The organism is Streptohalobacillus salinus (genome assembly GCF_003201605.1).
Classification (GTDB): domain Bacteria; phylum Bacillota; class Bacilli; order Bacillales; family Amphibacillaceae; genus Streptohalobacillus; species Streptohalobacillus salinus.
This window is the reverse complement of the sequence record NZ_QJJR01000001.1, coordinates 244,394-266,934: the sequence shown is the minus strand read 5'-3', so window position 1 is coordinate 266,934 and position 22,541 is coordinate 244,394. Positions and strand designations below refer to the sequence as shown.

Genomic DNA, 22,541 nt, shown 5'->3' with positions numbered 1-22,541 from the left:
AGGGTTGACTTTGTTTACAATAGGTGTGATTTTCGTCTTCATCCGCTTATGATGTCAGGCTGGCAGCGTCAATTTCTCTTAATTCACGACGTAAAATTTTTCCGCTTATTTTTGTTTTCGGTAACTCTGCTAAATACTCAATCTCTTTCGGTGCTGCGTGCGGTGCTAACTGCGCGCGAACAAATTGGATCAATGATTGATGCAGCGCTTCAGTCGGTGTAAAAGAACGATTTAATGTCACAAAAGCTTTCACAATTTCCCCGCGTAACGGATCGGGCTTTCCGATAACAGCGGCTTCTTTAATTGCTTCGTGTTTTAATAATGTACTTTCTACTTCAAAAGGGCCGACGCGCTCGCCTTGGGTGTTGATTAAATCATCTTTTCTACCTGTGAAAAAAATATAGCCATCTTCATCCTGGTAACAATAATCACCGGATAGATAATCTCCTGTTTGATTAAAGTATGATTGATATTTTGTTTCATCTTGCCAAATGGCATGCATGAGCCCTGGCCACGGGGCAACGACCGCTAATTGGCCAACAGTTCCAGGCGCCACTTCTAATCCCGCTTCATCAATTACTTTTACTTTAATCCCCGGTAGTGGGCGACCCATTGATCCAGGTTTAATGGGCTGACTCGGTAAGTTTACGACTAAATGACCACCCGTTTCAGTCATCCACCAGGTATCATGAATCCGTTTTCCCCACGCACGGTATGCCCAATCAATCACTTCGGGATTTAATGGTTCTCCGACACTTAGTACGTGACGTAAATGCGACAGATCATAGTTCAGGTGTAAATCTTGTTCTGATTTTAACATCCGAAATGCGGTTGGTGCGCTATAAAAAACCGTAACCTTTAAGTCTTCTAAGACACGATACCAACGTTTAGCATCATACCGTCCATCGACAATCACTACCGTCGCTCGATTTAACCAAGGACTGAATATACCGTAAACACTACCAGTCACCCAACCTGGATGAGAGGTGCACCAATAAATATCATCATCGTGTAAATCAAGCACCCATTTCCCCGTTACCAAGTGGTGCACAAAGCTTCGGTGTGCATGGACTACACCTTTTGGCTTTCCCGTGGATCCACTAGTATAGTGGATTAACATTGGTGTCTCTGGTGTGACCCATTCAACATAATCATCGCCGGTTAATACACGTGTTTCAACCTCTTCGGTGTAGATTGTCAGTTGTAAACTCGGTAACTGATTCAGGTGGATGCGCTTTGCAAGTGCCTTATTTGTGATTAATACTTGACCACTTGCATCAATAATACGCGCATGAATAGCCTCGGTCATAAACCCTTCAAATAATGGACATGCAATTGCGCCGATTCGAATAACCGCAAGTATTGCAATGTAGCACGCTGGTTCTTTTGGTAGAAATACAAAGACACGGTCACCCTGCTTCACACCTTCGGTACGCAACACCTCCACATACCGATCAATTTCGAATTTCACTTCATGAAATGTCTTCGTTATCGTTTGATTATCTTTTACGTAATGAAGGGCTGGTTTTTCACCATACCCCTCTTCAATATGGCGATCAATGGCGTGAAAAGTTAAATTGATGGGTTTTTCACCATTTATAAATTCAGTTTCTTCTCGCCAATCAAACTGCTGATACGTTTTTTTGTAATTTTGTAAATGATACTGCCCTTTTACCGGTGCTAACGCCATCTTGAATCCCCCTTTGTTCACCCAACCTATCGACTGCTTCTTCACGCATGGTTTGCTTTATCCAATAGAGTGAGTAATGTTTGTTTTTGTTTAATAAACGATGGACTGGTCCGCTTTCTCGGACGCGGCTCAGTAACTGTTAATACTTGTTTGATTTCGCCTGGATTATTCTTTAATACCACGATTCGGTCTGCTAAATAAATGGCTTCTTCAATGTCGTGCGTTACAAGTAGCATCGTTGTTTGGTATTTCTGGTGTATTTTTTGCAGTAAATGCTGCAAGTCCAACTTCGTTAGCTGATCCAACGCACTAAACGGCTCGTCGAGCAACAATAACCTTGGCTGACTGACTAAAGCTCTGGCGATTGCGACACGCTGAGCCATACCGCCGGAGAGGGCTTCGGGTAATAACCGCCCTTCTTCGGCTAGGCCAACATGACCTAAAAAACGCTCAGCGCGAGCGAGGCTTGCTTCATTTTTTTCAACCAATCCCACTTCGATATTTTGCTTTACCGTAAGCCATGGAAACAGACGTGATTCTTGAAAGATCACATGCAAATCTTCATGAACCCCTGTAACTTTCTCTCCAGAACATTTAATTGTCCCTTCATACGACTTATCTAAACCTGCAATCAAACGAAGCAGGGTACTTTTACCACAACCACTTGTTCCAATAAAAGCAATGACTTCGCCTTCGTTAACTTCTAGGTGAATATTATCCAATATTTTTGTTTGACCAAAAGCCTTTGATAACCCGACTAACTCTAAAAGCACGATAACCACCCCTCTTCTTTATTTCAATGCACAGTGCTAGGTTCATTTTCCTTAACGATTTATGATCAGTGTTGCCAAAAAACTAGACGACGCTCTAACGCCTTCAGAAAACCATCCGTGATTTTTCCGATAATTAAAAAGAGCAGAATACTAACCAAAATCGTTTCTGGTGAAAGTGTGTTTTGACCCAATACTAATAAATACCCAAGCCCAACACTTGCACCCATAAGTTCAGCAGCGACGACAAACATCCAACCCAACCCAAGACCAGTTCTCAATCCTGTAAATAATTGAGGCAATGTGTAAGGAATCAATATTTTCGTAATTTTTTCTCGTTTACTAAATCGGAATACTTCACCAACTTCAACTAACTTTCGATCGACCGTCAAAATACTTGCAGCGACATTCAAGTAAACCGGGAAAAATACCCCTAAACTGATGAGTGCAATTTTTGAACTCTCGCCGATTCCCATCCAGAGAATAAACAGGGGCACCCAAGCGAGTGAAGGAATGGCGCGGAGCCCTTGAATAATTGGATCAAACAAATCGGTCATCACCGGATGCACAGTAAGTAATACACTTAATAAAATAGCAACACCACTCCCAATTAAAAACCCAACCAGTACACGAAATAACGTATAACCTATATGATTAACCAGTAACCCTTCAGTAAATAACGTCATACCTTCTTCAAAAACGACCGTCGGAGCAGGTAATTGGTAGCTTAATACCCAGCCAAGACGACTCGCAATCTCCCAGATAATAAGAACAATCACAGGTACAATCCACGCACGCAGGGTTCCTTTCGTCTTTTCTGACAGCTGTCGTTTTTGCGCCTGAGACAAAGCTACCCGTCGATATGGTTTTTGAACGTATTCGATTGCTTTCATTAGCTTCTCCCCTCTCTTTTGCAAACTCCAGACTTATTCTGCAATAACCTTTTCACTAAAACGCGGTTCAATCAATGCCTCAACAAATGTTTCAATCTCATGTTCACTGTCGATGACCCCACCTCGTTTTAAAATTTCACCCGCCTCTATTAATTGCGTCTTATGTGTGTCACTAGGTATCGGCTCACTAAAATCATTGCGAGTTAGCTGTTGTTTAGCTACATCAAGGTCAATACCTGCATGCTTACTGACTATTTCTGCTGCTTCATCAGGATGTTCAATGGCCCACTTTCTTGCTTTTTCATATAGTTTGATAACCCGCTCGGTATAGTCGGGATATTGTTCAATAAATTCAGTTCGAGCATTTAAAAAGCCAAACGTATTGTAATCAGGCTCTCTGAAAAAAAGTTTTGCGCCTTCTTCTAATTCTAAACGGGCCATGTGTGGATCAAGGCCTGCCCATGCATCAACTTGTCCTTCACTTAACGCGAGCGCACCATCATGGTGTTGTAAATTAATAATTTCTACTTCAGATTCATCAATTCCATGTGCATCTAAGGTGCGTAATAAGAAAATATAGGGATCGGTTCCAATTGTTGCAGCTATTTTTTTACCAACCAAGTCATCGACGGTAGTAATCTCACTGTTTTCGTTAGTCACAAGTGCTGTCCATTCTGGTTTAGAATAAATATAGACATTTTCGATCGGTGAACCGTTTGTTTTTGAAATGAGCGCTGCTGCTCCGGCGGTTGATCCAAAGTCAATACTATTTGCATTTAAAAATTCAAGTGCTTTATTTGAACCTTGACTTAACACCCACTCAACTTCAATATCTTCTTCACTAAATGCTTCCTCTACCCAGTTAAATTCGCGTAAGATTAGACTAGTCGGTGAATAATAAGCATAATCAAGGCGTATTTCCTTCGGCTTATCACTCCCCTCAGCACTTTGGCAAGCCGTTATCAACACAACACTTAAAAGTAAAACCATTAATCGCTTTCTCATTTAGATCGTCCCCTTTTCCGTTTGTTTAGTCTTTCGTTGTTAATAAATGAAGATCTGGATCCTTAAATGTCACAACTGTAGGTAACAACGCTTCCGCGTAAACGTTGAGCTTCTTTATAAGTACAACGGTTGTGTACCACATTAATGCCGGCTGACTTGACGAGTTCACAAGCCTCATCAGAGACAACCCCTTCTTGAAGCCAAAATACTTCTGGCTTTAGTTGGATCGCTTCTTTGGCTATTCCAACCGCTGCCTCTTTTTTCCGAAAGACCTGTACAATATCAACAGGTTCATCAATACTTAATAAATCTGGATAACTTTTCTCACCAAGTACTTCAGTTTCTCTCGGATTGACTGGAATAATCCGATAACCTAACCGTTGCATTTTACGGGCCAAACGATAACTCGGTCGTGTTTCTTTCCCACTTAAACCAACCACCGCAATTGTTTTAGGTTCTGTCTGGTTATCACTATCTTTTTTGCTTGTTTTTAAGGCGCGTTTTATTACACCTTCGTCATTGATCACAATTTCCGTTTGTTTACTGTTGCCAGTTGCGCTGCTCAGTGCTTGATCTAAATCACGAATCAAATCATCGACATGTTCGAGTCCAATCGATAAGCGTACCAAGTCACCGGATATACCACCTTCAGCTAAGTCTGCTTCCGATAATTGTTGATGGGTTGTTGAGGCTGGATGAATGATTAACGATTTAGCATCGCCGACATTCGCAACATGCGAGAATAAAGCGACTGCTTCAATCAGTTTCACCCCTGCTTCTTTTCCGCCTTTAACACCAAAGGTAATAACCGAACCAAAGCCATGCTTAAATTGTTGTTTACTCAATGTGTGACTAGGATGAACAGGCAATCCCGGATAGTTCACCCATTCAACCGCTTCATGTTCGAGAAGGTATCGGGCAATTTTAAGTGCATTAATGTTATGGCGTTCAATACGGAGTGCTAACGTTTCTAAACCTTGAATAAAACGAAATGCACTATCCGCACTTAAACATGAACCAAAATCACGTAAGAGTTGTACCCTTAAACGGACGCCATAAGCCAATGAGCCGAAGGCATCATGGAAGACGATATTGTTGTAGCTGGGATCAGGCTCAGTAAAAGCGTTAAATCGTTCTGTTGCCCAATCAAATTGGCCTCCGTCAATGATTACTCCGCCAATTGTTGTCCCGTGCCCTCCAATCCACTTTGTCAGTGAATGTACAACGATATCAGCACCGTGTTGTATTGGCTTAATCACATGCGGTGTCGCAAACGTATTATCAACAATTAATGGTAACCCATTTTCATGTGCAACCTCACTATAAGCGGCTACATCAAGAACATGTAAATTAGGATTCCCAATGATCTCTGCAAAAACGGCTTTAGTGTTTGCGTTTACCAGTTTTGTAATCGCTTCGGGTTGATCAGGTTCAATAAAATGAACGGTAATCCCATAACGTGGTAACGTATGTTTAAACAAATTATAAGTTCCACCATAAAGGTTTTTAGTTGCAATAATTTCATCACCACTACCTGCAAGGTTTAATAACGCTAACGTAATGGCAGCCATTCCAGAGCTGACCGCAACAGCTTGTACCCCTTCTTCTAGTAAAGCAATACGCTTTTCAAAAGCTTCAACAGTAGGGTTGCCAATACGACTGTAAATATGACCCGGTTCATCTAAACTGAATAATTGCTCGGCGTGTGTTGTATTTTCAAATACAAACGATGTTGATTGGTAAATGGGTACAGCGCGTGCACCCGTTGTGGGATCCGGTGCAGTCCCTCCATGTAATGCAAGTGTTTCTGATTGGTAGTTCGTTGATTCTGACATAATCATTCTCCTTTTTGACATATATTTGGTATGGGTTAACGCAATAGAAAAAGACCCTTTCGATAAGAAGGGGCCCCTGTTCTTCTTATCGGCGTGATGCATCATCACTCAGGCTTTAGCACCTTAACGATTACGTTAGGTTGCTGGACGTCTTCGGGCCTGTCCCTCAGTCTCTCTAGATAAGTTACTATTCAATTGTCAAATCAAACAAAAAGACCTGCTTCATGATGAGAAGCAGGTCTTTACCTGTTGTTGAACTCATCAATCAAAACCTAATGGTTTTGCTGGTAGAGGCACCTTTCCAAGCGGGAGGTTGCCGTGAAGTCGTAGAGCCAGATCTCTCGTTCACTCTTGATAATGTCTGAATTATTTGATTAATAAGAGTATAGCATAAAATTCCGACATGTCCAGTGCGTTTTCGAAAAAACTTTATTTTTTTTCGGAAACATGAGTAAAAGTTGACTTAAGTGGTATAAACCAATTAAAGGTATCCATAACTAGAAGGGAGTAAGATTATGTCACAATCTCTATTAGATAAAGTTGCGATTATTACAGGAGGCAGCTCTGGTATTGGCAGAAGTACCGCAAAACGCTTTCTAAAAGAAGGGGCTAAGGTTGGTTTAATTGATGTTGATGGCGAAGCTTTACAGGCACTCAAAGAAGATATCGATCATCACGATCGCTTACACTTTCGCACGGCTGACGTTAGTGATGCAGCTGGATTAAAACAAGCAATTGACGGACTAGTTGAAGGGTTTGGTCATTTGGACATTGCCTTTATTAATGCCGGTGTTAACGGCCATGTCGCTCCCATTGAAGATTTAACCGAACAAGACTGGCATCATACGCTTGAAACAAATTTCAAAGGCACATTCTTAACCATGAAATACGTCGTCCCACACTTAAAAACCAATGGCGGGAGCGTCGTCATTACCAGTTCAGTAAATGGCAATCGAGAATTTGGAAACATAGGTATGTCACTCTATAGCGCAAGTAAAGCAGCGCAAATGGCATTTGGTAAAATGGCAGCCTTAGAACTGTCAAATTACAACATTCGCGTGAATATGATTTGTCCAGGTTTTGTGAAAACAAACATTATGGATAACACTGATTTTGAACATCAACGTCTAAAGAAAGTTGATATCCCTGTTAATTATCCAGAAGGGGCACAGCCGCTGAAACATGATGGCGCAGAACCTAAGGAAGTAAGCAACTTGGTTTATTTTCTTGCCTCTGATTTATCCTCACACATTACCGGAACAGAAGTCTATATTGACGGGGGCTCTACTTTACTCTAACTAAGCCAAGAGTGAAAAAATTCCTCGTCTTATCCTAACGCACGGTACAAGACCAGTCACGTTTATCGTCTATCCCAATGAATAAGTCTCGAAAAAGAAAAAATAAAGTTAAACGCATGTTCGGCCAAGCTCTCTGAGCAAACGTCTATCCATTGTTTGTAAACCTATCTATTCTAATATGATAGTCTAGTACAACTAAAAACCTTTACGTCTCTGCCCCCCAATTATTTTATAAAATGGGTTTAAAAAAAGAACTTAATTAAATATGTTTAGCGGTTACACTTTAAGGATAAATACTTTGTATAGTGAAACATTACTTTTTTAAATGGAGGCGTGCATATGGAACTTACTAAAACAATCAAAAAGCTAGAAAGTATTTATTTAGAAAAACCTGAACGTGTGTTTACGATGTATTTAAATACCGACCCTTCTGACCCCGATCAACAAGGTGGCGAATGGCGGATTCATTTAAAAAACGGATTGAATAACTTTAAAAAGTATTTAAAAACGGAAGATAGTGAAGACGAACTGAACAATTTCAAGAAAGTTATCGAACAAGTCAATAATTTCTTTAATGAATATGAACTGGACTTACAAAAAAGCGTGATCATCTTTGCGACACCATCAGATGGATTGGTTTTTGCAGAGATTCTGCAAGTACCTGTTGAAACAGAGTTTTTCTGGGAAGAAATTGCTAAGGTTGATCAACTCATTCGCTTGCATCAAGAGTACCCTCGTGTAGGTGTTATTTTAACCCAAAAAGAAGCCATTCAGGTTGTTGTCACTGAATTAGGTAAATGCATAGACACCGTTAATTATGAACTAGATCTTGATACTGAAGACTGGCGTAAACATCCATCAGTCAATCGAAATCATACCACAATGGGTGGCAGCGGAAAAAGTGTAAACATTCGCGAACAATTTTTAGCTCGTTTTGAAGCTAACCGACACCGCTGGTATAAATCCATTGCACCAGATTTAGATAAGCTCGCAAAAGAAGATGGTCTTGAATATATTTATATGATGGGTGATCCAGAAGAGACTAAAGATTTAGCTAAAGCGATGAATAAAGATATTCACACGTTCATCGATAAAAATATGTTAGATGAAAAGCCCGACAAAATCATTAAAGAAGTGCATAAAGTTTAATCAGCGCAGTCATGGAACTACTATTAACTGTAGTAGTTCCATTTTATTGCAGAGGGATAGAAAACTTATAGAAAGAAGGCACATTCATGCGTCTAGGTGGCTATGTTTTCGTCGATGTGTTAAATCCAGAGACATGGATAACTAAACATGTAGAAAAAGGTTTTAGAAGTGCAGTCGTTCCAATCAACCATACCGCAAGTGAAACTGAAAAACGGGATTACCAACAAATAGCTTTAGCCCACGATGTGATGCTCGCAGAAGTAGGGGCGTGGAGTAACCCACTTCATACCAATATCGAAAAACAACGTCAAGCAATTGACTACCTCAAAAAGCAATTAGCATTTGCTGATGAATTAGGCGCAAGAGTTTGTATCAATATCGCCGGGTCCCTGGGAACCGTTTGGGATGGTCCACATCCTGATCATTACCAGATGGCTACTTTCGAAAAAATAGCGACAGTCGTGCAAGAAATAATTGATGATGTTCAACCAAAAACGACTGATTTTTGTTTAGAAATGATGCCTCATACGCCTCCCAGTGATTCGTTTGACTATCAAAAGCTGATTGATTGGGTCAATCGTGATCATTTTAAGGTTCATTTTGATCCTGTCAATATTATTAATAGTCCTAAACGCTATTATAAAAATGGACGCATGATTGAAGATTTCATTGAGACATTAGGGCCTCATATTCGAAGTGCACATTTAAAAGACATTACCCTAACCGGCCATTTAACTGTCCAGTTAAATGAAGTGATTCCGGGAGAAGGCAGCCTCGATTATTCGATACTCTTACAATCACTTAACCAACTTGATCCTGACCTTCCTGTTATTATTGAACATTTAAATGATGAAGCGAGCTACGATCAAGCGAGTGCCTATATTAAAAGCATTGCTAAACAATACGCTATAACATTATAAAAGCAACCGTCTCGTGCCCATTGTTGACACCAGATGGTTGCTTTTTCAGTGTCAATCATTCATCGATAGAAAATTCTTTAGCTAAGGTTGTTTGCTGTTGGTTCATCACATCAAAAAATGACTTAACGACTCGGTAATCACCACTCTCTAACTGACTGATATCGATGGCTTGTTCATGCACCTGATTGTAACCGAGTGTCAACTGAATCTCAATAAAAGCTAAATCTAAAGGGACCTGGTACCACGTGTTCCCTACTTTTTGTTCAATTTGATAATGCATACCCAATGAAATTGGAATAATGGCGTGATTATTCAGCATCAATGTCATCTCTTCTGTTGCTTCATTTGCTTCAACATCCAAACTAGCATGGTGTTCAGCCTCTAATTGATAAATGGGTTGAATCAATTGGTCAATCATCTCCCCCTCTTCATCAATAAAAGTGAGATAAACAAGATAAACCCCTAATTCTTCTGGTACCTCAAATACTTCTAATGCCGTATCACTGCCAATTGATAAATCCGTGTAACTTGTTTGATTTATCTGCGTCAGCATCAAATTCTTATCCACTTGATACAAGGTAATTTGTAGGTGATCTTTGACTTCAACTTCGCCATCATGACTCATAAGGTTAACGCTAACCGCTTCAGTTTCGTCAATAAATCCTCCTGTCACACCATAACCAAATTTCCCAGATCCATTATGAAGAAAATATTCACCGGTTAGGACTTCTGCATCTAGTTTATCAGCTAATACTTCTGGATTACGATCTTGTTGAATTAGAGTTACTGGCAATTCTTCTACTGGATTACTTCCTGTTTCAATCGACGCCATTAGTTCTTGCGTACTTGCTTCATCGCGCTCAATGTCTTCGCCATTTGGTTGTGGCTCACCATTAGCACAACCAACGGTTAATAGTGTTAACAATAAAATCAGATACTTTGTCATCAAATCCCTCCTCACTTATTATTCCTATAGGATACTCTTCCCTTTTTTTACTCGGTTGCAACATTAGTCGTAAGGATACATTGATTCGTTACTAAGGATTATCACTCTAAGATTGTTTTGTTGCATATTTATACTCCCTCAAAAAAAAAAAAAACGAATCAATCCTAAACAAGGAATGATTCGCAGAAAAATATTAAAGACGTTGATGGTTAATGTTAGAAAACTGTACTGGCGCCGATAAATCCCCTTCAACATAAAGACCGATTACCATACCTGTAAAGATTAAACGGTCATGATTATTTTGTTCAATTGCAACGGATTCAGTTGCAACAATCCCAAGGTTCACTTCGGTCTCGTTATCATCAACAAGAAACTGATAGGATGATTTCGTACCGATAACGGTTAATCTAATATGGTCACGATCAGGAATTGCTTGTGTGCGAATGATAGACTGTTGCATTTCGGTTTTTTTCTCAAGAGTCGCCATCAACTGACCGTCTTTTCTAGTTAATGATAAGGTGATATGAACAAACTCATTCATAAAGAGCGTAATGCCCGCAGTCATGGCAGTTGTGAAATCACTTGATACATCTACTGAGAAACGAAAATCTCTTGATACTTGGCGAGTGAAGACAGCTGCCGGAGCTGGTCGTGAGGCTGACAACGCTTGCTTTCCTTGCTTAAATCGGATAAACGTATCACTTATCTCAAGCCCTTTAGGTTTTTCACGTAAATAGAAGAAATCATTTAGTTGTGCAGTTTCACTTGGAACCTTTAATAGCGGGCGATCAATCTTCATTGTTTCATCAACGCGGTGAGCCATTGGAATCCCATCGTCGTTAAATGTCACAGGTACCAAATATGTTTCTCTTCCCAACACCGTATTTAATCCATTGGGCCGGGTGGCAAGACAAACCATCCACCAATCCCCGAAATGATCTTCAACAAGATCTGCATGCCCTAGTGCTTGAATGGGATGATGAGGTTGATCACGATGGGTTAAAATCTCGTCGGGGTAGCAATGAAATGGACCATAAGGATTTGTTCCTGTACCAATGATTTCACGGTGGTCAACATCGGTACCACCCGATGCACACATCATTAGATAGCGCCCATCGATCTTATATAAATGCGGCCCTTCAAGCCATGGACCACCATCACCATCAAACACGTGAACAGGCTTAGTAAGCGCTTTACCCGTTTCAATATCTATTTCATACTGAATAATATGTGACTGATATGCTTCACCTTCTTGAGCAGTGACGTAGACTTTTCCGTCGTCATCAAAAAACAGCGATGGATCAATGTTACCGTATGGGAGTCGAATCGGATCGCTCCATTCTCCGCTCGGATCTGTTGTTTTTACATAAAAATTTCCGATGCCATTTACATCGGTCGTAATCATGTAGAATACACCGTCATGGTGACGTAAGGTTGGTGCATAAATGCCTGCCGAACGCTCTGCATCTTTTAGTGAAAGCTGACTTTCACGGCTAATACAGTAACCAATCCGCTTCCAATCTTTTAAGTTTTTGCTGTGAAAAATCGGCACACCTGGAACAAATTCAAACGTACTTGTCACTAAATAATAATCCTCATCAACGCGAATCACACTCGGATCAGGATAGAAACCGGATAAGACAGGATTTTGATATGTGGTCATCTCATTTCCTCTTTTCTTTTGATATGTAGAGATTTCTACTTTAACTGTAATCCGAAATCCGTACAATCACACTCCAAAAAGCATAGATAAATCACTAATTATTAAACATTTATGAATGATCCGTCATATACCAATCTAATTACTTGCTTAAAAGTGCGTACGCTCTGCTAATCACGATAAATCATTTTTTTAGTCATCCCACCATCGATTGTTACATGTTCACCAGTAATAAAATCATTGTTTGGGTCTGTTAAATACAAGCACATGCGGGCAATATCTTTGGGTTTACCTACCCGATTACTTGGGTGTTGTTGATGATCTGTTTGTGACAAATCATTATAGTTTTCGGTTGCAATCCAACCAGGACGAATCGCGTTAACAACAATATTTCTTTCACTTAAACTAACTGCAAGCGCATGGGTTAGTGCATCAATACCACCCTTTGAGGCAGCATAACTTTCCGTGTTTGCCTCAGACATAAGTGATCGTGTTGAAGAAATATTAACAATTGCCCCACCTTTTTTAACTTGCTTAGCAAAAAATTGCGACAGGATAAATACACTACGAAGATTAATGTCTACTACCTCTTGCCACTCCTCGATTGTCAATTCTAATACGGGCTTCACCTTGGTAATTCCAACGTTATTAATTAATATATCAATTGTATGTTTATCATGATGCATTGCATCAAGCAATCGATCGATTGAAGCCATCTCGCGGAAATCAGTTTGATAAAAATGGAGTTGTGCATATTTATCTTTCAGATGGTTTCCTTTCTTATCATCAATATCTGCAATAATCACCTTCGCACCTTCGTTTAAATAAGCTTTTGCAATTGCTTCGCCGATCCCATTCGCTCCACCAGAAACCAAGACTGTTTTATCTTTAAATCGCATGAATATGCCCCTTTCAAATCAAATAAGATATAAAATTTTTAAGCAGGTAGACTTTTCAGGTTGATCCTTTATCAATAGCCGGAAATGCTCCACCGTAAACCTAGAGCCTGAACAGAAACGGTGAATATTGACCCTCTCACAAGGTTAAACATAGTCACCCAGCAGTTGTAATAAGTCTATCCAACTGGTCGAAATGACATTGTTTATTAAACGTAAAAAAGTCACTTTCTAAGGTTATAGAAAGTGACTTAATGGTATGGACCGTACTGGATTCGAACCAGTGACCCCTTGCTTGTCGAGCAAGTATTCTCCCGCTGAACTAACGATCCATGATGAAGTTAACAACATTTTCTTCACCATTCATTACCGTGTGAAAAAGTAAGAAGGTTAAGAAGCTGTCTTTAAATAATAGCGCGTGACCCCAACAATTGTCAAGTGTTTCTTTTTAATCTTTCCGGTGTAAGATTAACACATAACCCTCATTTTTTGGTATGATAGATAGAGTGCATTTTTATTTTTTTATTGACTGTTTAAAATAAAAATGTGACGTTATCGAATTACCATTAGAAATTGAGGAATGTAAAATGTCACAAAAAAAATTACCTATTGATTATACATTGTTGTTTTTATTGTTCGGCTTATTCAGCTTTGGTTTACTGGCCATTTATAGTGGTTCTGGTCAATATGCCGCTGATGACCCTACTTATTTTATCAAGCGACAACTTGTTTTTATTGTTATCGGCCTTATTGCAATGATGGTTGTTGCATTTGTTGATTTCGAACTATTAGAAAAATGGACCTGGCTTTTTTATCTCGCCGGTATCATGATGTTACTCGCAGTCGAAGTAATTGGGATCGAGCGCAATGGATCACAGCGCTGGCTTGACTTTAGATTTATTGAATTACAACCCTCAGAATTTATGAAGATTTTTTTGGTGATGCATATTTCTGCACTATTAGCCAAAGCCGGTAAATATCGACTCGGATTCAAAGAAAGTTTGTTTGTCACCTTTAAAATTTTTGCTTATACGGCGATTCCGTTATACCTGATTTTGAACCAACCTGATTTAGGAACCACCTTAATGATTTTATTCTCAGTTGTTGGGTTAATTTTGATATCAAGCCTTTCATTAAAAATCATTGCTATTATTATTGGAACAGGCTTACTAGGACTTGGAACTGTTATCTATTTGTTTCTCTACCAAATTGAGTTTTTAGAAACGCATGTCCCAAGCCACCAGCTAGCAAGAATCTATGGTTGGCTAGATCCGCAAGGGCATTCACAAGGATTTGGTTATCAACTACAACAAGCACTTTTGGGGATTGGTTCAGGACAATTGTCTGGTTCTGGGTATACCGATGGTTATCAGGTGCAATCCGGGAGGATTCCTGAAGCACATACCGATTTTATTTTTGCAGTAATTGGCGAAGAATTTGGCTTTATCGGGACCAGTCTGCTTGTCATTTTCTTTTTCTTACTCATTTACCGAATCATCACAATCGCTTTTCAAGCAAATTCACTTTTTGGTGTTTACTTGTGCATCGGTGTGATTGGTTTATTAACGTTCCAAATATTCCAAAACATAGGGATGACCATTGGCTTAATGCCGATTACAGGCCTTGCCTTACCCTTTGTTAGTTATGGTGGTAGTGCCTTACTAACCAATATGTTGGCGATTGGTCTCGTAACGAGTGTTCATTTACGTACAAAAACCTACATGTTTGGGAATGAAGAATCGATTGAATAGGAGTCCTATAGATGAAAACACGTTTAAAAAATATTGACTATGTCCTTGTCTCAGCTATTCTTGTTCTTTGTGTCTTTGGGCTTGTGATGGTCTATAGTTCAAGTTATACATTAGCAACAATGCGCCATGACAATGGTCAATATTTCTTTGACCGACAACTAACCTTCTTTATTCTAGGATTAATCGTTTTTGTTATTAGTATCTTCATTTCATTAAAAACATTAGCTAAGATGAGTCCTATACTTGTCGGTTTTTCTATTTTACTACTTCTGCTTGTCCTGACACCTCAGTTTGGACTAGAGCGTAATTTTTCACAACGTTGGTTAAATTTAGCTGGGTTTGTTTTTCAGCCCTCTGAAATGATTAAAATATTTATGATAATTTATTTTTCCGCATTTTACGCACGACGAAAACCTTATTTTGACGATTTTTGGTATGGTGTCTTTCCACCACTTGCCGTTTTATCTGTTGTTGTTACCGCAATTTTATTACAACCTGATTTAGGGACTGCTACACATCTACTAATGATTTGTGGTTTAATCATTCTGTTCAGCGGGGTACGTGGTAAACATATTTTTATGCTTGGGTCTATCGCTACAGCTTTGTTTGTTATCATGGCGATTGCACAACCTTACCGAATGGAACGTATCTCCAGTTTCTTTAATACTTTTGAAGACATTGGTGATACAGGCTACCAGCTAGTCAACTCTTATGTTTCCATTGCGACGGGAGGTTTTTTAGGTAACGGGTTAGGGAATAGCATTCAAAAACTAGGATACTTACCTGAAGCTCATACGGATTTTATTATGGCAGTTATTATTGAAGAACTTGGTGTTATTGGTATTATTGTTGTAATCGGCGCATATAGCGTCATTTTATATCGTGGTGTGATGATTGCAAAACAAGTTGAACCCCTCTATTATAAGCTTCTTGCCTTAGGAATCACGATGCAAATCACAACGCAAGCATTAATTAATTTGGGGGCCGTCACTGGACTTCTTCCAATTACCGGAATACCATTACCTTTTATTAGTTATGGTGGAACCTCTTTAGTTATTATGCTAGTTGCGAGTGGTATTTTAGTTAATGTGTCTGGCCGCCGGCCACTTCAAGATGTTTAATAACGTGTGAATACAGATTATGCAAGGAGTGAGACGTATGCTTAGATTTATTCGTGCGACATCAGATCGTGACATTGCCGCAGCTAAAAAAGTAAGAACGCTTGTCTTTGTCGATGAACAAGATGTTGACCCAACGATTGAACATGATCAATGGGATGCGACAGCAATCCATATTGTCGGTTACTTTAATGACCAACCCATTGCTGCGGCGCGTATCCGTAAAATAAATCAGCAAGGCAAAATACAACGGGTTGCTATTATTAAGGAGGCCCGTCAACAGGGCTATGGCAAAGCGGTGATGCGCTTTGTTGAAACGGTCTTACAAGATCTTGATCTAGATGAAGCCATTTTAAATGCACAAACCCATGCACTAAAGTTTTATCAAGACCTTGGTTATCAGCAAGCCTCTGAACCTTTCTATGAGGCGGGCATTGAACACGTTAAAATGATCAAAAAACTTAACAGGTAAAAGCAGAAGAAAGCACGTCTCAACAAAGTTGAGACGTGCTTTCTTCATTTATAAAACGCCTGTTATACATATGCATCAATGGTTTGACCAAGTCCGGTTAATTCTTGAAAAATCGGATTAGGTAATGGTGGACGAACAGGTATCTGTACACGCTCACGTTTATCTCCATCACCTTGATAATAATTATCCATGGTTTGAAAATGACTGGTCACCTCATTATCGGTGAAAAACTCCACCCGCGCTGGGTGCTCAATCTGATATGGATCAACCTCCGGTTGGGTTACACGATTATGATATGCTTGATATTGATAATTATCAACAGGTAAAACATAGCCCATCATTGCCACCTCCTTGTTATGATTATAGTTCCCTAAATACCAATTTTTAAACCTTTTCAAATCAAAAGACGCACCATTCCGCTTGTTTTAGCAAGTGAAATGGTGCGTCTTTTGATGTAATTATTTGGTTCCCAACTTTTTTAAACAAGCCCTAAAATACTGTATCCTGAATCGACATGAATAATCTCACCCGTTACTCCATTTGATAAATCACTAAGTAAGTAATATGCATTCGCACCGACATCTTCTTGTGTTACCGCTTTTCTTAATGGTGCTTTTTCTTCAATGTCTTTAAGAATCGAGTTAAAATCACCGACACCTTTCGCTGACAATGTCCGAATCGGTCCAGCAGAAATCGCATTGATGCGAATGTTTTTCTTACCAATATCATTAGCTAGATATTTCATTGTCGCATCTAGACTTGCCTTGGCAACGCCCATTACGTTGTAGTTTTGGACAACACGTTCGCCACCTAGATAAGTTAACGTTACAATTTTCCCACCATCTGTCATCAACTTCTCAGCCCGCCGTGTCACAGCAACGAGTGAATAAGCACTGATGTTATGTGCTAATAGATAACCATCACGACTTGTATCAATAAATTCGCCTTTTAAATCATTTTTATCAGCAAACGCAATACAGTGTGCTAATCCGGCAATGGACCCAACATCTTCGCCAATTGTTTCAAAGGCTTGATCAATTGATTCATCATTTGTAACGTCACAGAGATAAAAACGTGAATTTTTATTTTTTAACGTTTCAGCCAGTTGTCTTACTGGTTTTTCGAATCGCTCATTTGCATATGTGAAAATCAAATCAGCACCTGCTTCATCTAACGTTTTAGCAATCCCCCAAGCAAGTGATCGTTTATTCGCAACACCCATAATAACGTAAGTTTTACCTTCTAATGAAAAATTCATTTGTGTTACCTCCCGCAATATATAAATTTATACTTGTTATTAGTACCTAGTACTATATTAGCCGATTCCTTCCGAAAAGGCAAACGTTTTTTATTATCACCTTAGAAGAAACAACCCAGACATCAATAACTGATGTCTGGGCGACTTGATCCTGAAGCTTATATTAAGAATTGCATAAATGCAGTTGCCATACCAAAGTAGATTAAGACAGAAATGATGTCATTGATCGTTGTGATAAACGGACCTGAGGCAACCGCTGGATCGACTTTAAAATGATTCATTAATAACGGAACTAGCGCTCCGGAGATTGTTGCAACAAACAACGTGGCGGTGATTGACACACCGACTAAAAAGCCAAGGAAAAATGTACCTTGCCATACGTAGATAATTCCCCATATAGCAAGACCACAGGTTAAACCTGTAATCAAACCGGTTGTTGCTTCACGGGCAATAATTTTAGGAATCCCTTGTTTTTGAAATTCGCCTGTCGCAATCCCTCTTACAGCAACGGCAAGCGCTTGTGTGCCAGTATTTCCGGCCATACCCGCAATTAAAGGAATAAAAATAGCTAACAGCGCCACTTGGTCTAGTGTGGCTTCAAACCGGGCAATAATGCTTGCTGTAAACATACCTAAGAATAATAGAATGATTAGCCAAGGCAAGCGTTTTTTTGCCGAAACAAATGGGTTTAACTCATTCGCATCAATATCTACACCGGCAAGTTTTGAGTAATCTTCATTTGCTTCTTCTTCCATAACGTCCATAATATCATCGACAGTAATAATCCCTAACAGATGATTTTGAAAGTCAACAACAGGTAAGGCAAGAAAGTCATAATCGCGGACCATTTGTGCTACGTCTTCTTGGTGATCCCCCACTGAAACTGAAACAATCCGTTCACTCATCAAATCTTTAATCGTTAAATCACCCTCCGCAATAATCAAATCACGTAGTGAAATAACACCAACAAGGCGACGATCCAAATCAACGACATAAATATAGTAAATGGTTTCCGCATCAGGTGCTGCTTTTCGTAAATGTCGCATCGCTTGCTTGACCGTCATATCGGTTGTGACAACAACGAACTCTGTTGTCATAATACTACCAGCAGTTTTTTCTTCGTAGTGTAGTAAATCTTTAATTTCGTCAGCCGCTTCATCCGACATGATCGTTAAATAACTAGCGACTTTATCTTTATCGAGGTCATTAAGAATATCGACAGCATCATCCGTTGCTACTTCAGCCAACACCTCAGCTGCATAGGTAGGGTTCATTTCGACAATAAAATCCCCTACAATATCTTCATCAACATGTTCAATGACATCTGCCATTTCTTCTGGTGATAAATAACTATACACCAAGTGTCGTTTTTCTTCAGCTAACGCTTCAAAACACTCAGACTGATCGTAGGGGTGCATGTCTAAAAACTCTGCTCTAAAACGATCAATACTTTCTTCACTTAAAGATTCTTCAATCTCATGATATATCGGTTGCTTCTCATCTTGTGCTAACTTTTCCAATCAGACCCCTCCTCACTTCACAAATCATTTTATTTTACCACATCTTCACTGAAAAATTAAAGGGCTTCATTTCTATACCCTTATCCATCCAAGCTAAAACGTTAGCAAAATCGCAAAGAATTTGCTAGAATTTTTATGTGGATGAGGAGGAACTAACAGATGAATTATGATGTAATTGGCGATGTACACGGTTGTTATGATGAATTGGTACGCTTACTTACACAATTGGGCTACCGTGAAGTTGACGGGCACATTAACCACAAGGACATGCGAAAATTGATTTTTGTTGGTGATTTAACCGATCGTGGCCCTCAATCCTTAAACGTCATCCGTTTGGTGTATCGTCTTGTAATGAAAGATAAAATTGCTCACTATGTACCCGGCAATCATTGCAATAAACTCTACCGTTATTTCCTCGGAAATAACGTTGAAATTAAGCACGGTCTAGAGACAACCATTCATGAATATCTAGCACTCAATGCCCGTGAACGCCACCAGATTAAAGATCAATTTAAACGGTTGTATCAACAGGCACCGTTATATTTCGTAGCCCCTCATGACACGTTTGTTGTTGCTCATGCAGGAATCATGCATGATATGATTGGCAGAGAAGATGAAAAAGTAAAGAAATTTGTTTTGTATGGTGTGCCATTAAAAGAAACATACCCTGACGGGCGACCGAAACGACTAGATTGGTCAAAACACTACCAAGGAAAACACTTCGTCATTTATGGACACACACCTGTGCTAAAACCTTATCAATCTAATCATACCCTTAATATTGATTTAGGGTGTGTCTTCGGTCATAAGCTTTGTGCTTATCGTGTTGATCAGGAACAATTTATAACTGTTAATTCTAAACAACCTTTCCAACCTGATCGCTTTACTTCTTTTGATTAAACATAATGATATTAAAAAGCGCATGAAGCCCAACCTTCATGCGCTTTTTCATTTAATGATCACCGCATAACACTTTTGCCTTATTGATCAAATAATTGATCAACTTGCGGTAAATCAAGCGGCCATTCACTCGTGAATGATAAAGCCTGTTTTGTAAAGGGGTGCGTGAAGCTTAGTGTGTGACAATGCAAGGCTTGCCGATTTGTTAGCGCTAGATTCCCCCCATATAAATCATCACCGAGTAACGGATGATTCAAATGGCTAAAATGCACTCTAATTTGGTGGGTTCGTCCTGTTTCTAAATGAACATCAACAAAACTATACGCATTTGATACGCGAAGGGTTTGATAATGTGTAATCGCTACTTTTCCATCATTCGCTACCATCCGCTCAATAATCGAATCCGGATGGCGTCTAATCGGTAAATTGATGGTGCCACTTCCCAGTGGAAACGCCCCTTCAACTAAAGCGTAATAACGCCGTGAAATCTCTACCGATCGCATGGCACTATGACTAAATGCTTGTTTAGCAATCAACAACAAACCGGAAGTATCACGATCTAAGCGGGTGATTACGTGGACAGTGTATGGTAAAAGCTGCTTGTCGTAGTGTGCGATTAATCCATTTGCGATGGTATTACCTTGATGATTTTGTCCGGGCATTACAGCAACATTTGCCGGTTTTTCCATCACTATAAAGAAATCATCTTCATAATGTATCGAAAGTGGCATTGGTACCGGCACTAAATTGGCAGCACGCACCTCCTTAGGGAAAACGACGGTAATGACGTCTTCTGTTTCGAGCTTTTGCCGAACCCCTTGTTCGGTATCATTAATAAGCATCTTGCCACCCTTATGCTTTAACGTCTTCACAAGACGACGTGACATGTTTACTTCATCTTTTAAAAAATCACCTAGTGTTAATCCATGTTGTGAAGCTTTCACTTTCCAGCGCATGACAACAAAACTCCTATCTTTTCAGCCATGGCTCGCTTAGCGATCATCAGAAATAAACGAGTCATGGACACGTTTCCAGAATGGAAACGGACGAAAACGAGCAAAACGAATTTTTTCTTTTGCTACTGCACATTCAAACAATGTCACATGATCAACCGATTTGGTAATATGATCAATCGTCATTAAGAAACTCTGTCCTTTATTCATTGGCTTAAACTGAACCATATGGTGACTCGGGAAAATTAACGGTGAACCGATGGTTCGATACACGCGATTATTGATTGATGACATTTCAGTTAATTGCATCGTAGACAAAGATGGATGCACAATTGCTCCTCCAAGAGCTTTGTTATATGCAGTACTTCCTGAAGGGGTAGACACACAAAGACCATCACCTCGAAAACGCTCAAACAATTCTCCATTTATATCAATATCTAAGACAACAGATCCTTCAATTTTTCTAATCGTTGTTTCATTAAGCGCTAAGTAGCGTTCGGGTTCAGGCAATCCTTGGCGGTGAATCTTCATCTCTAATAAAGGATATTCAGCTATATCAAAACTTTGCTTAGAAATCTCAATTACCAGTTTTTCAATTTCATCTGGTAACCAGTCTGCATAAAACCCTAAGTGTCCGGTATGTACACCAATAAATGCGGTTTCTTCTAACCGATGAAAATATTTATGGACAGCGTGCAAAAAGGTGCCATCTCCCCCTACCGTGATAACTAAATCCGGCGTTTCTTTATCCATTTCTAAATCGAAATCAGTTAAATATTGATCAATAATTGATTTGATGCTGTCAGACTTATGATCCCCTTTAGAGGTCACGACGAATTTCATTATCTTTAACTCCTCTCATTCCTTGGCCTGGACGCTTTAATTCCCGGAAGACCCATTGTGCTTCTTGTACTTCATCTTTTATTTTCGCCATTTCTTCGTCTAACTTAAACGCTGCTTCCGCTGCACTTTTTAGCCGTGCTTTGATATTGCTTGGGATTTGCCCTTTATATTTATAATTTAATGAATGTTCATTGGTAGCCCAGAAATTCATTGCCAATGTACGGATTTGAATTTCTGCGGTCACATATTTCTTACCATGAATCGTTTGTACCGGGTAACTAATAATAATATGATACGAACGATAGCCACTATCTTTTTTATGCGCAATATAGTCTTTCTCTTCAACAACATCAAAATCGTCTCGTGAACGCACCAAGTCAACAATCGTATAAATGTCATCAACGAACTGACATACTACACGCACGCCTGCTATGTCTTGTAAAACCATTTCGATATCTGACTCAGGAATATTTTTTCGATGTGCCTTGTCTAAAAGACTTTGAACAGGTTTAACACGACCAGTAACCAGTTCAATCGGGGAGTGCTTTGTCTCAATGTCAAACTGTTTACGCATGCCGCGCAGTTTAACTTTTAATTCATCAACAACTTGCGTGTACGGGACTAATCTCGTATTCCAATCAATCTTACCTGACATATGATCACC

At 39.5% G+C, this 22,541-nt stretch carries 21 protein-coding genes, 1 tRNA gene and 2 riboswitches; of the genes, 7 read left to right on the top strand and 15 right to left on the bottom strand.

Features of this window, described 5'->3' with window-relative positions; all coding sequences use genetic code 11:
• Window positions 1-46: 46 nt before the first annotated feature.
• From DES38_RS01175 to DES38_RS01155, 5 genes are all read right to left on the bottom strand, one after another.
• Window positions 47-1,690, bottom strand: coding sequence for an AMP-binding protein (locus DES38_RS01175; RefSeq protein ID WP_110250247.1), 1,644 nt, complete (start codon window positions 1,688-1,690; stop codon window positions 47-49).
• A 41-nt stretch (window positions 1,691-1,731) separates the two neighbouring features.
• The gene (locus DES38_RS01170; RefSeq protein ID WP_110250246.1) at window positions 1,732-2,463 is read right to left on the bottom strand and encodes an ABC transporter ATP-binding protein; all 732 of its coding nucleotides are present in this window, start codon (window positions 2,461-2,463) and stop codon (window positions 1,732-1,734) included.
• A 65-nt stretch (window positions 2,464-2,528) separates the two neighbouring features.
• Window positions 2,529-3,353 (bottom strand): ABC transporter permease, encoded by an 825-nt coding sequence (locus DES38_RS01165; protein ID WP_110250245.1) that lies wholly within the window; start codon window positions 3,351-3,353, stop codon window positions 2,529-2,531.
• 33 nt (window positions 3,354-3,386) lie between these two features.
• A complete protein-coding gene (locus DES38_RS01160; protein WP_110250244.1) occupies window positions 3,387-4,358 on the bottom strand; it encodes an aliphatic sulfonate ABC transporter substrate-binding protein in 972 nt (323 codons plus the stop codon).
• Window positions 4,359-4,420: 62 nt separating this feature from the next.
• Window positions 4,421-6,193: a PLP-dependent aspartate aminotransferase family protein gene (locus DES38_RS01155; protein WP_110250243.1), complete on the bottom strand. Its 1,773-nt coding sequence runs from the start codon at window positions 6,191-6,193 to the stop codon at window positions 4,421-4,423.
• Between the two features lie 82 nt (window positions 6,194-6,275).
• Window positions 6,276-6,379: riboswitch (SAM riboswitch) on the bottom strand.
• A gap of 69 nt (window positions 6,380-6,448) precedes the next feature.
• Window positions 6,449-6,554, bottom strand: a riboswitch (SAM riboswitch).
• Window positions 6,555-6,708: 154 nt separating this feature from the next.
• On the opposite strand from DES38_RS01155, the gene DES38_RS01150 reads away from it, so the two are divergent.
• The 3 genes from DES38_RS01150 to DES38_RS01140 all read left to right on the top strand — a co-directional run bounded on the left by DES38_RS01150 (window position 6,709) and on the right by DES38_RS01140 (window position 9,560).
• A complete protein-coding gene (locus DES38_RS01150; RefSeq protein WP_110250242.1) occupies window positions 6,709-7,491 on the top strand; it encodes an SDR family oxidoreductase in 783 nt (260 codons plus the stop codon).
• A gap of 339 nt (window positions 7,492-7,830) precedes the next feature.
• Complete coding sequence (locus DES38_RS01145) at window positions 7,831-8,640, top strand: VLRF1 family aeRF1-type release factor (protein WP_110250241.1); 810 nt, start codon at window positions 7,831-7,833, stop codon at window positions 8,638-8,640.
• 86 nt (window positions 8,641-8,726) lie between these two features.
• Window positions 8,727-9,560: a sugar phosphate isomerase/epimerase family protein gene (locus DES38_RS01140; protein ID WP_110250240.1), complete on the top strand. Its 834-nt coding sequence runs from the start codon at window positions 8,727-8,729 to the stop codon at window positions 9,558-9,560.
• A 55-nt stretch (window positions 9,561-9,615) separates the two neighbouring features.
• Here the strand turns inward: DES38_RS01140 and DES38_RS01135 are convergent, their stop codons facing one another.
• The 4 genes from DES38_RS01135 to DES38_RS01120 form a co-directional block, all read right to left on the bottom strand.
• Window positions 9,616-10,506 carry an immunoglobulin-like domain-containing protein gene (locus tag DES38_RS01135; RefSeq protein ID WP_110250239.1) on the bottom strand — a complete coding sequence of 297 codons (891 nt, stop codon included), beginning with the start codon at window positions 10,504-10,506 and terminating at the stop codon, window positions 9,616-9,618.
• Window positions 10,507-10,699: 193 nt separating this feature from the next.
• Window positions 10,700-12,169 (bottom strand): glycoside hydrolase family 43 protein, encoded by a 1,470-nt coding sequence (locus tag DES38_RS01130; protein ID WP_110250238.1) that lies wholly within the window; start codon window positions 12,167-12,169, stop codon window positions 10,700-10,702.
• A gap of 167 nt (window positions 12,170-12,336) precedes the next feature.
• Window positions 12,337-13,065: an SDR family NAD(P)-dependent oxidoreductase gene (locus DES38_RS01125; RefSeq protein WP_110250237.1), complete on the bottom strand. Its 729-nt coding sequence runs from the start codon at window positions 13,063-13,065 to the stop codon at window positions 12,337-12,339.
• Between the two features lie 257 nt (window positions 13,066-13,322).
• Window positions 13,323-13,394, bottom strand: a tRNA-Val gene (locus DES38_RS01120).
• A gap of 255 nt (window positions 13,395-13,649) precedes the next feature.
• On the opposite strand from DES38_RS01120, the gene rodA reads away from it, so the two are divergent.
• The 3 genes from rodA to DES38_RS01105 are packed head-to-tail and all read left to right on the top strand — an operon-like array spanning window position 13,650 to window position 16,403.
• On the top strand, window positions 13,650-14,813 hold the full coding sequence (gene rodA / locus DES38_RS01115) for a rod shape-determining protein RodA (RefSeq protein WP_110250236.1): 1,164 nt from the start codon (window positions 13,650-13,652) through the stop codon (window positions 14,811-14,813).
• 11 nt (window positions 14,814-14,824) lie between these two features.
• Window positions 14,825-15,934 carry a putative lipid II flippase FtsW gene (ftsW, locus tag DES38_RS01110; protein ID WP_110250235.1) on the top strand — a complete coding sequence of 370 codons (1,110 nt, stop codon included), beginning with the start codon at window positions 14,825-14,827 and terminating at the stop codon, window positions 15,932-15,934.
• Between the two features lie 37 nt (window positions 15,935-15,971).
• The gene (locus DES38_RS01105; RefSeq protein ID WP_110250234.1) at window positions 15,972-16,403 is read left to right on the top strand and encodes a GNAT family N-acetyltransferase; all 432 of its coding nucleotides are present in this window, start codon (window positions 15,972-15,974) and stop codon (window positions 16,401-16,403) included.
• Between the two features lie 62 nt (window positions 16,404-16,465).
• On the opposite strand, the gene DES38_RS01100 is transcribed toward DES38_RS01105, so the two are convergent.
• The 3 genes from DES38_RS01100 to mgtE all read right to left on the bottom strand — a co-directional run bounded on the left by DES38_RS01100 (window position 16,466) and on the right by mgtE (window position 19,181).
• A complete protein-coding gene (locus tag DES38_RS01100; RefSeq protein ID WP_146206341.1) occupies window positions 16,466-16,744 on the bottom strand; it encodes a hypothetical protein in 279 nt (92 codons plus the stop codon).
• 137 nt (window positions 16,745-16,881) lie between these two features.
• A complete protein-coding gene (gene fabI / locus DES38_RS01095; RefSeq protein ID WP_110250232.1) occupies window positions 16,882-17,661 on the bottom strand; it encodes an enoyl-ACP reductase FabI in 780 nt (259 codons plus the stop codon).
• A gap of 158 nt (window positions 17,662-17,819) precedes the next feature.
• Window positions 17,820-19,181 (bottom strand): magnesium transporter, encoded by a 1,362-nt coding sequence (gene mgtE / locus DES38_RS01090; RefSeq protein WP_110250231.1) that lies wholly within the window; start codon window positions 19,179-19,181, stop codon window positions 17,820-17,822.
• A gap of 159 nt (window positions 19,182-19,340) precedes the next feature.
• Here mgtE and DES38_RS01085 point away from each other — a divergent pair, with 159 nt between their 5' ends.
• The gene (locus DES38_RS01085; RefSeq protein ID WP_110250230.1) at window positions 19,341-20,081 is read left to right on the top strand and encodes a metallophosphoesterase; all 741 of its coding nucleotides are present in this window, start codon (window positions 19,341-19,343) and stop codon (window positions 20,079-20,081) included.
• Window positions 20,082-20,161: 80 nt separating this feature from the next.
• Here the strand turns inward: DES38_RS01085 and DES38_RS01080 are convergent, their stop codons facing one another.
• Genes DES38_RS01080 through yjbM form a run of 3 tightly spaced genes read right to left on the bottom strand, consistent with a single transcriptional unit; the run spans window position 20,162 to window position 22,532 of the window.
• The gene (locus DES38_RS01080; protein WP_110250229.1) at window positions 20,162-21,037 is read right to left on the bottom strand and encodes an RluA family pseudouridine synthase; all 876 of its coding nucleotides are present in this window, start codon (window positions 21,035-21,037) and stop codon (window positions 20,162-20,164) included.
• A gap of 36 nt (window positions 21,038-21,073) precedes the next feature.
• A complete protein-coding gene (locus DES38_RS01075) occupies window positions 21,074-21,877 on the bottom strand; it encodes an NAD kinase (protein WP_110250228.1) in 804 nt (267 codons plus the stop codon).
• Entirely contained in the window at window positions 21,855-22,532 is a 678-nt protein-coding gene (gene yjbM / locus DES38_RS01070) for a GTP diphosphokinase (RefSeq protein WP_170114296.1), read from the bottom strand. Before yjbM ends, DES38_RS01075 begins: the two co-directional genes overlap by 23 nt.
• Window positions 22,533-22,541 lie beyond the last annotated feature (9 nt).

Coding starts and splice junctions, on each gene's coding strand:
- DES38_RS01175 (WP_110250247.1), bottom strand. CDS start 1,690: ATGGCGTTAGCACCGGTAAAAGGGCAGTATCATTTACAAAATTACAAA.
- DES38_RS01165 (WP_110250245.1), bottom strand. CDS start 3,353: ATGAAAGCAATCGAATACGTTCAAAAACCATATCGACGGGTAGCTTTG.
- DES38_RS01160 (WP_110250244.1), bottom strand. CDS start 4,358: ATGAGAAAGCGATTAATGGTTTTACTTTTAAGTGTTGTGTTGATAACG.
- DES38_RS01155 (WP_110250243.1), bottom strand. CDS start 6,193: ATGTCAGAATCAACGAACTACCAATCAGAAACACTTGCATTACATGGA.
- DES38_RS01150 (WP_110250242.1), top strand. CDS start 6,709: ATGTCACAATCTCTATTAGATAAAGTTGCGATTATTACAGGAGGCAGC.
- DES38_RS01145 (WP_110250241.1), top strand. CDS start 7,831: ATGGAACTTACTAAAACAATCAAAAAGCTAGAAAGTATTTATTTAGAA.
- DES38_RS01140 (WP_110250240.1), top strand. CDS start 8,727: ATGCGTCTAGGTGGCTATGTTTTCGTCGATGTGTTAAATCCAGAGACA.
- DES38_RS01135 (WP_110250239.1), bottom strand. CDS start 10,506: ATGACAAAGTATCTGATTTTATTGTTAACACTATTAACCGTTGGTTGT.
- DES38_RS01130 (WP_110250238.1), bottom strand. CDS start 12,169: ATGACCACATATCAAAATCCTGTCTTATCCGGTTTCTATCCTGATCCG.
- DES38_RS01125 (WP_110250237.1), bottom strand. CDS start 13,065: ATGCGATTTAAAGATAAAACAGTCTTGGTTTCTGGTGGAGCGAATGGG.
- rodA (WP_110250236.1), top strand. CDS start 13,650: ATGTCACAAAAAAAATTACCTATTGATTATACATTGTTGTTTTTATTG.
- ftsW (WP_110250235.1), top strand. CDS start 14,825: ATGAAAACACGTTTAAAAAATATTGACTATGTCCTTGTCTCAGCTATT.
- DES38_RS01105 (WP_110250234.1), top strand. CDS start 15,972: ATGCTTAGATTTATTCGTGCGACATCAGATCGTGACATTGCCGCAGCT.
- DES38_RS01100 (WP_146206341.1), bottom strand. CDS start 16,744: ATGATGGGCTATGTTTTACCTGTTGATAATTATCAATATCAAGCATAT.
- fabI (WP_110250232.1), bottom strand. CDS start 17,661: ATGAATTTTTCATTAGAAGGTAAAACTTACGTTATTATGGGTGTTGCG.
- DES38_RS01085 (WP_110250230.1), top strand. CDS start 19,341: ATGAATTATGATGTAATTGGCGATGTACACGGTTGTTATGATGAATTG.
- DES38_RS01080 (WP_110250229.1), bottom strand. CDS start 21,037: ATGCGCTGGAAAGTGAAAGCTTCACAACATGGATTAACACTAGGTGAT.
- DES38_RS01075 (WP_110250228.1), bottom strand. CDS start 21,877: ATGAAATTCGTCGTGACCTCTAAAGGGGATCATAAGTCTGACAGCATC.
- yjbM (WP_170114296.1), bottom strand. CDS start 22,532: ATGTCAGGTAAGATTGATTGGAATACGAGATTAGTCCCGTACACGCAA.